General features: G+C 60.4%; 1 protein-coding gene. It reads right to left on the reverse strand.

The features are described 5' to 3' along the window. Positions 1-9,810, reverse strand: a 9,810-nt coding sequence (locus tag PEL01S_RS33585; protein WP_127463274.1) for a non-ribosomal peptide synthetase, incomplete at both ends; no start/stop codon positions are given.

The raw sequence follows: 9,810 nt of genomic DNA on the forward strand, positions 1-9,810 counted from the left end.
AGCGACCGCTCCACCAGCATCGCCACCGGCTGATCCGCCGTCACCCCATGCGCCCGCAGTACGCGAGCCACGCGGTTCGCCCGCTGGTTCAACTCGCCGTAGGTCAATTGTTCACCCTCGAACACCACGGCTATCCGTTCCGGCGTCCGTTCGACCTGCTCCTCGAAGACCACATACAGCGTCTTGTTTTGCGGATAACGGTCATCCGCCGTAGCGTTAAACTCCGTCTGAAGCTGAGCAGCTTCCTTCGGCGTGATCATCTCCAGCTCCGCCAGCTTCGCCTGTGGGCTGTCCGCAATGGCCTCAAGCAGCCGGACGAAGTGGCCCGCCATCCGTTCCGCCGTTTCGCGCTTGTACAGCGCTCCGGCATACCGCAGGCTGAACTGCAGCTCATCCTCCGCTTCGGCGGCGTTGAGCGTTAAGTCGAATTTCACTGCATCGTGGCCGCTCGGGTAAGGCTTGAACGTCAAGCCTTCGATGCCCAGTTCGCCTTCCTCCGTATTTTGCAGCACGAACATCGTGTCGAACAGCGGACTGCGGCTCATATCCCGCTTCACCTGCAGCTTCTCCACCAGCTCCTCGAACGGATAATCCTGGTTCTCGTACGCCTTGAGCGCGTGCTCCTTGATTTCCTGCAAATAGCCGAGGAACGTCTTCTCGCCCGCCGGATAGCTCCGCAGCGCCAGCGTGTTGACGAACATCCCGATCACCGGCTCCAGGTCGGCATGCGGACGGCCTGCAATCGGCGTGCCCACAACGACATCTTCCTGCCCGCTATATTTGTGCAGCAGCGTCATGTACGCCGCCAGCAGCACCATGTATAGCGTCGAGCCCGTTTGTGCCGCCAACTGCCGGAGCCGTTCGCTTCCGGCCTGGCCGAGGGTGAATGTCACCGTGTCTCCCTCGAAGCTGCGCACCGCCGGTCTCGGATAATCCGTCGGCAGATCCAGCACCGGGAGTTCCCCGCGGAACACGTCCAGCCAGTACGCTTCCTGACGCTTCATCCACTCGCCGTGCACGTCCGCCTGCTGCCACGCCGCGTAATCCTTGTACTGTATCCGCAGCGGCGGCAGCTCCTCGCCTCCGTACAGCCGCACGAATTCGTCGGTCAGCACGCCCATCGACACGCCGTCAGAGATGATGTGATGCATATCGAGCATCAGCAGATGACGGTCCGCTCCCAGCTCGATCAAGCCTGCGCGCAGCAGCGGCGCCTGCTCCAGATCGAATGCCCGTACGAAGCGGCGGATATGCGCTTCCACTTCTTTTTCGTCCGCCTTCACAACCTCCAGGCGGAACGACACCTCTTCGGCGGCAACCACCCGCTGCACCGGCTCGCCATCGATCAACCGGAAACCGGTCCGCAGCGTCTCGTGACGGGCGATCAACCGGTGGAACGCTTCTTCCACCCGCCCGCGGTCAAGCGGGCCTTCTACCGTCAGCACCGACGGCATGTTGTAGCTGAGTGCCTCGCCTTCCAGTTGGTTCAGCACGTACAGCCGCTTCTGCGCCGAAGACGCCGGGTAGTACTCGCTTTCGGCCGTCACCGGGATGGACGCATACGCCACCTGCTCCATTTCCTCGATCACCCGCGCCAGTTGCTCGACCGTCGGATATTCGAAGATGCTGCGCAGCGGCAACTGCTTGTTCAGCTCTTTGTGAATTTTCGAAGCCAGTGTCGTCGCCCGGAGCGAATGCCCGCCGATGTCAAAGAAGTTTTCCTTCACTCCGACATGCGCAGCCCCCAATACCTCCTGCCAAATCTGCACCAGCTTCGCTTCCACCCACGTCCGCGGCGCGACATAGTCCACGCCCGTCTGCACGCTTCCTTCCGGCGCAGGCAGCGCCTTGCGGTCGATTTTCCCGTTTGGCGATAGCGGCATGGACGGCAGCTGTACGAAGTAGGTCGGCACCATATAACTCGGCAGCTCCGCCGCCAGCGCGCTTCTCAGCTCGCTCACCGCTACCTCGCGGTCCGCCACGAAGTACGCGCAGAGCAGCTTCTGGCCCGCTCCGTCTTCCCGCGCGACCACGACCGCTTCCTGCACGGCTTCCGCGCTCAACACGTGCGCTTCCACCTCGCCCAGCTCGATCCGGTAGCCGCGGATTTTGACTTGATGGTCGATCCGGCCCAAATATTCGATGTTTCCGTCCGGCATCCACCGCGCCAGGTCTCCCGTCCGGTACATCCGCTCGCCCGGTACGAATGGATTCGGCACAAATTTCTCGGCGGTCAGCTCCGGCCGGTTCAAATAGCCTCGCGCCACGTTGACGCCGGCGATGCACAGCTCTCCGGCTACGCCGATCGGCTGCAAGCGGGTCGTTCCTTCCTCCACGATGTACAGCCGGGTGTTGTGAATCGGCTTGCCGATCGGCACCATCGGGTACTCACCGTCCGGCTCGCAGTCGAAGTACGAAACGTCGACCGTCGCTTCCGTCGGACCGTACAGGTTGATCAATCTCGCCCCGCGAATCGAAGCGACCGCTTGCTGGAAGCGGGCTACGTGCTGCGCCGGCAGCGCTTCGCCGCTCGCAAACACTTGACGCAGCGTCCCCAGCTTCTCGCGAAGGAGTTCGGCCGGCTGCTCCACGGCATATTCCAGGAAGGCGTGCAGCATGGCCGGCACGAAGTGCATCGTGGTGACGCCATAGCGGCCGATCGCCTCCAAAAGACGTTCCGGGCTCTTTTCGCCGCCGACGGACAGCAGGCACATTTTCGAGCCGACCAGCGACCACCAGAACAGCTCCCATACCGACACGTCGAATGTAAACGTCGTTTTCTGCAAAATGGTATCTGCTTCGCCGATCGGATATTTTTCATGCATCCACAAAATCCGGTTGAGGACCGAATGATGCTCGATCATGACCCCTTTCGGCTTGCCGGTCGAGCCCGACGTGTAGATGACGTAAGCCAAATGAGTCGGTCCTGCGGCTGGCCCCAGGTTCGAACCGTTCGCGTCATAAACTGCCGCATCGTCCAGCTCCAACGTTTTGCCGCCGAACACAACGCGATCCCGCAAACGGCTCAGCGTCAGCAATAGCTGCGCTCCCGAATCGTCCAGCATGTAGCGGATGCGCTCCTCCGGATACTCCGGATCGATTGGCACATACGCGCCTCCGGCTTTCAGAATGCCGTAGATGCCCACGATCATCTCCAGCGAGCGTTCGATCAGGATGCCTACAGGCTGATCCGGCTGTACGCCTTCGGCCCGCAGCGTACGCGCCAGTCGGTTTGCCCGCTCGTTCAGCTCGCAGTAGGTCAACTGCTCGTCCTCGAACACCACGGCTACCCGGTCCGGCGTCCGCTCCGCTTGCTCCTCGAACAGCGCGTGAAGCGTCTTATCCTTCGGATAATCGGCATCCGTATCGCCCCAGACCTGTAAAATCTGTGCTTGTTCTTCGGCTGTCGCCAGCTCCAGCCCGCTCACCGGAACGTTCGGATCGGCCACCGCCTGCTCCATGATGCGGACCAGATGTCCGCGCATCCGGTCGATCGTCGCCTGATCGTATACCCGCGCGTTGTAGCGGAATACGACTTGAATCGATTCCTCCGGCATAACAATCAGGTCCAGATCGTAGTTCGTTTGCTCCGCGATTTCGACGTTCGCGATGGCAAAGGCAGCCTTTCCGCCGTCTCCAAGCTGTTCCACCTGCTGCTCCACCGGGAAGTTTTCAAATACAATAATATGGTTGATCAAATCCTGCTTCTGTTCGGTCAGCGCCTGAATCTCGTAGAGCGGGAACGTATCGTAGCCGCCCGAGCGGAGCGCTTGCTCCTGCGTTCTTCTCATCGCTTCCGCGAAGGTCGTTGCCGCTTCGGTTTGAATGCGGACCGGAATCGTGTTGATGAACAGCCCGATCATGCTTTCCACGCCCGCAATATCTGCGGGACGTCCCGACACGACGCTGCCGAATACGACGTCGCGATTGTTGTTGTACTTCTGCAAAAGCACGCCCCAAGCGGTCTGCATCAGCGTATTGATCGTCACCTGGTGCTGCTTCGCAACCCGGTTCATCCGCTCGCTCAGCTCTTGGCCGAGCTCGCAGGTCAGCTGCTCCGGCGCATAGCCTGCCGTCTGCCCTTGCTCCAAGCCGGTTTTCGGCAGCAGCGTCTGCTGCTCGTAGCCAGCCAAATACGCTTTCCAGTACGCTGCTGCCTCCCGGACGTCCTGCCGTTCCAGCCATTCGATGTAGCGGCTGAACGGAGTGACCTCGGCAAACTCCGGCTCACGCTGCTCCGCCAGCGCATCATAAGCGCCGAACACCTCGCTCGTCACCAGCGACAAGCACCAGCCGTCCATCACGATATGATGGAAGCTCCAGATAAAGCGGTAGGCCGTTTCGCCGGTGCGCAGAATGGAAACGCGCATCAAGGCATCCTGCGCAAGATCGAAGCCCCGCGCTTTGTCACGGCTCGTGAACTCGGCGATATACGACTCCCGCTCAGCTTCTCCCATGCCGCGCAGGTCTTCCACGCAGACTTCACTGCTCTTATGACGGTAAACGATCTGCAGCGGCTCTTCCTTCCAGCCGGTGTAGAAGTTCGTACGCAGCGCTTCGTGCCGCGCGGTGAGCAGATCCAAGCTGCGGATGAACAGACCGGCGTCAAAATCTCCGAGCAAGTCGAAGGCGGCTTGCTGGAAGTACGCTCCCGAGTCCGGCTCCATCAGGCTGTGGAACAGCATGCCCTTTTGCATCGGCGTCAGCGCGTACACGTTCTCGATTTCGCCTACATGTCGGGTTTGTTCCGCAATCGCGTCCAGCTCTTCCACCGTCAGCCCTTGGAACAGGACATCGCTCGGCGTCAGCTCCGGCCGTTCTTGCGCCACGCAATGCGCGAGCACTTCCCGCAGGCTTGCCTTCAGCAGTCCGGCCAGCTTCTCCATGGTCTCCTTCCGGTACATGTGACCGTCGTAACGGAGATCCAACGAGAGCGCGCCGTTCGAAATCATCCCGCTGACATTCAGCGCATGCTTAATCACAGTGCTGCCGCTTACCGATTCGCCGCCCGTATACGGCGAAACCCTTATCGCGCTATTCTGCGCGTCCTGATCGAATTGTCCGAGATAGTTGAAGCTAATTTCCGGCTCGACCCCGAAGCTGTCACTCTCCCGGCAGTCGGACAAATAGCGCAGGATGCCGTAGCCGATTCCCTTGTTCGGAATGCGGCGCAGCCCTTCCTTCACCCGCTTGATCGACTGCGATACGTTTCGGCCCGCTCCGGCCTCAAGCACGATCGGGTACTGGCTCGTAAACCAGCCGACAGTGCGCGTAATGTCGAGCTCCGGCAGGATCGCTTCGCGACCGTGCCCTTCCAGATTGACGAGCACCCGCTCCATGCCAGTCCAGGCATGAACCGCCATGCCCAGCGCCGTCAGCAGCAGATCGTTTACTTCCGTGTTGTACGCACGGTGCGCCTGCTTCAGCAGCTGCTCCGTTTCCTCAGCCGTCCATTGTGCCGTGATGGTCTCGCTATCCCGGAAGGCCATCCCTGCCTGTCCGCTTGTAGCGGTATCCTTGGGCAGCGGAAGCTGTTCCGTTTGCGTGATTTGCCGCCAATATTCACGTTCGCGGTCCATGTCCGGGCTGTTCGCATAGTGCGACAGCTGCTCCGCCCAGGTCCGGAAGGAATCCGTCTTCTGCGGGAGGCGGATCGCCTCGCCTTTGACGGCTTGCTCATAGCCGGTCGCCAGATCCTCGAACAAAATGCGCCACGATACCCCGTCCACCGCCAAGTGGTGAATGGCGATCAGCAGGTGGTCTCCGTCGTCGCAGCGGAACAGCCCCAGCTTCATGAGCGGCCCTTCGCTCAGGTCGATGCCGCTTTGGATTTCGCTCGCTCTCGCTTCGAGCGCTTCCGCGAAGTCTGTTTGTCCCCGGAAGTCGATGACATCCAGACTGTACAGCTCGCCCTCGCCGGCATCGCGGTTCAGCAGAGTAAACTGTCCGCTGCCGTTCTCGCGCACGACTAGTCGCAGCGCGTCGTGATGCTCCGCGAGCTTCGTCACCGCCTGACGGAGCGCCGTCTCGTCAAAGCCGTGCTCGTGATGAAGCATGACCGCCTGGTTAAAATGATGCGGCTCGGCAAACCGCTGCTCGAAGAACCAGTGCAGAATCGGCGTCGGCTTCACTTCTCCGCGGACATCCCCTTGATCCGCCATCCGGCCGGCCAACTGCACATAGCCGCTCAACTCGGCGACGGTCGGGTGCGCGAACAAGTTTTTCATCTCCAGCTTGTAGCCGGATTGCAGCAATCGGGAAGCCACCTGAATCGCCTTGATCGAGTCGCCCCCGAGATCGAAGAAATTGTCCAAAATCCCGATCCGGTCCGACCCCAGCACAGCCTGCCATACCGAGACGAGCGTCTGCTCCATTGCCGTGCGCGGCGCTGTATAGGCCGCTCCGCCCAGCAGACTTTCCTCCGGTGCAGGCAGCGCCTTGCGGTCGATTTTGCCGTTCGGCGTCAGCGGCATTTGCTCCAGCTGCACGAAATACGACGGCACCATGTAGTTCGGCAGCTCCGCCGCCAGCGCGCTTCTCAGCTCGCTCACGGCCAACTCCCGGTCCGCCACGTAGTACGCGCACAGCTGATTTTGCCCGGACGCGTCCTCACGCGCGATCACGATCGTTTCCTGCACGGACGCCGCCTTCATAATCTGCGCCTCGATCTCGCCAAGCTCGATCCGGTAGCCGCGGATTTTGACCTGATGGTCGATCCGGCCCAAATACTCGATCTTGCCGTCCGGCATCCAGCGCGCCAGGTCCCCAGTCCGGTACATCCGCTCGCCTTCCGCGAACCGGCTCATCACGAACTTCTCGGCCGTCAGCTCCGGACGGTGCAGGTAACCCCGGGCAAGACCCGCTCCCGCGACGCACAGCTCTCCAGCCACGCCGACCGGCAGCAAATGTCCGTACGGGTCCACCATGTATACGCGGTGATTCGGAACGGGACGGCCGATGGAAACGATCCGGTCCGCCATCGGGTCCGTCGAGACCGGCCAGATCGACGTCGCTATGGAGTTTTCCGTCGGACCGTATCCGTTAAAATACATCACCCGGTCTTTCCACTTCTGGATCAGCTCCGTCGAAGAAGCCGAACCGGCCGTGAACAAGATGCGCAGGCTTGGCATGCGGTCCGGGTCCAAATAAACTGCGTAGGTCGGCGGCAGCGCCGCGACGGTGATGCCGTGCTCAGCCATATAGTCTTCAAACAACCGGTAGTTCTGGATGGTCTGCGACGTCGGGATATACAGCACTGCTCCGCAGAACAACGCTTGGAAAAACTCCCAGCAAGCGGCGTCGAACGAGTAGCTCGCGAACTGGAGAATTTTATCCTGCAGCCCGATATGCAGCGTATGGTCGTAGTACGTCTTCAGGTTGCACAATCCGTGATGCTCGACCATGACCCCTTTCGGCTTGCCCGTCGTTCCCGACGTATAGATGACATAAGCCAAATCATCCGGTCCTGATACCGGCGCCAGGTTCGAGCCGTCTTCGCTGTACGCTTCCGCCGCATCCAGCTCGATGACGGTCCCCGCGAACGCAACTCGATCCCGCAAATGGCTTTGCACCAGAAGCAGCTCCGTACCCGAATCGTCCAGCATATAGCGGATGCGCTCCTCCGGATATTCCGGATCGATCGGCACGTATGCGCCCCCGGCTTTCAGGATACCGACGATGCCGACAATTAGGTCCAGCGACCGTTCGGTCATCAGTCCGACGAGGCGGTCCTTCGTTACGCCGCGGTCCCGCAGCGTACGCGCCAGCCGGTTCGCCCGCTCGTTCAGCTCACGGTACGTCAGCCGCTCGCCTTCGAAGTAGACAGCGGTATGATCCGGCGTACGCTCCGCCTGCGCTTCGATCAAGCCGTGAATCGTCTGCTCCCGCGGGGAGTCCGCCGCCGTCGCGTTGAACACTTCGTTGATCTGCGCTTTTTCATGCGGCGTCACCACTTCCAGCTCGCTGACGCGGATTTGCGGATTCGCCGCGATTTGTTCCAGCACATAAACGAGATGCCCGTACATCTGCTCGATATCGGCACGATCGAACGCCAGCGCATTGTATCCGTAGAAAATATGGATCGATTCGCCTGGCAGGACGACAAGGTTCAGGTCGTAGTTCGTCTGTTCGACCGACTCAATCCCCTTAATCGTAAAGCTTGCCCCGTCCTCGCCCAATTGCTCAAGCTGCTCCTCCATCGGATAGTTCTCGAAAATCATGATGTGACTGATCAAATCCTGCTTTTGCTCTGTCAGCGCCTGAATCTCATAGAGCGGATACGTATCGTAGGCATGGGAGGCGATCGACTGCTCCTGATTCCATGCCATCACCTCTGCAAAGGTAGATTCGGCCTCGCAGCGGATGCGCACCGGAACCGTATTGATGAACAGCCCGACCATGTTTTCGACGTTCGGAATGTCCTCCGGCCGCCCGGAGACGACATTGCCGAACACAACGTCCCGGCTGCCGTTGTATTTTTGGAGCAGAAGGCCCCAAACGGTCTGCATCAGCGTGCTGATCGTAACCTGATGCTGCTGGGCGATCCGATTGATCCGCCCGGTCAGCTCCCGGCCCAGATCGAATTCCAGGTCCGCGGACGCGTAGCCGGCTTTTTCCTGCGGCTTGCCCTTCGGCAGCATCGTTTGCTCCTCGTATCCGGCTAAGTAGCCACTCCAGTAGCAGGACGCTTCGGCTTGATCCTGCCGTTCCAGCCATGCGATATATTCGCTGTAAGGTGGTACGGGGAGAAGCTCCGGCTCCCGGTTCGCGCTGAGCGCGAAGTAAATGCGGAATACTTCGCTCGTGACCAGAGACCAGCACCAGCCGTCCATTAAAATATGATGGAAGCTCCAAACAAAGCGGTACGTTTCCTCCCCGATGCGCAAAATCGCCACGCGCATTAGCGAATCGCTCGCAAGATCGAAGCCCCGGGCCTTATCGTCCCGCGTGAAAGCTTCGACAGCTGCTGCGCGCTCCGCTTCCTCCATATCGCGCAGGTCGCGAACGAGGAACTCGCTGCCCCGGTTCCGGTAGACGACCTGCAGCGGCTCGTCCTTCCAGCCCGTGTAGAAATTCGTCCGCAGCACCCCGTGCCTTTGCACCAGCAGTTCCAGACTCTTGCCGAACACGGCGACATCGAAGCGGCCTTGCAGATCAAACGACGCCTGCTCGAAATAGACTCCCGATTCCCCATCCATCAGGCTGTGGAACAGCATGCCCTTCTGCATTGGCGAAAGCGCGTATACGTTCTCCAGCTCGCCGTGCGCTTGGGTTTGCTCGGCCAACTGCTCCAGCTCCTCCAAGGTCAGCCCCTTGAACTGCACGTCGCTCGGCGTCAGCTCGGGCCGCTCTTTCGCCACGCAGTGCGCGATGATCTCCCGCAGGCTGGATTGCAGCAGCCCGCCCAGCCGCTCTACCGTTTCCCGGCGGTACTGGGTCGTGCCGTACAGGATCGTTAAAACAAGCTCGCCCTCCGACACCATCCCGTTCATATCCAATGCAAAATCCAAAGCGGCAATTTCACTGACCGGCATGCCCCCGGAATAAGCCGAAGACTCCAAGTCATTGTCTTTGTAATCCTGATCGAATTGGCCGAGATAGTTGAAGCTGATTTCCGGCTCGACGGCAAACTTCACACCCTCTTGCGGCGCGGACAAATATCGCAGGATGCCGTACCCGATCCCTTTGTTCGGAATGTGGCGCAGCCCTTCCTTCACCCGCTTGATCCGCTGCCCGATAGACTCGTCCTGCTGCATCTCCAACACGACCGGAAATTGGCTCGTAAACCAGCCGACGGTCCGCGAGACGTCT

Source organism: Paenibacillus elgii NBRC 100335, from assembly GCF_004000865.1.
Lineage (GTDB): Bacteria > Bacillota > Bacilli > Paenibacillales > NBRC-103111 > Paenibacillus_G > Paenibacillus_G elgii.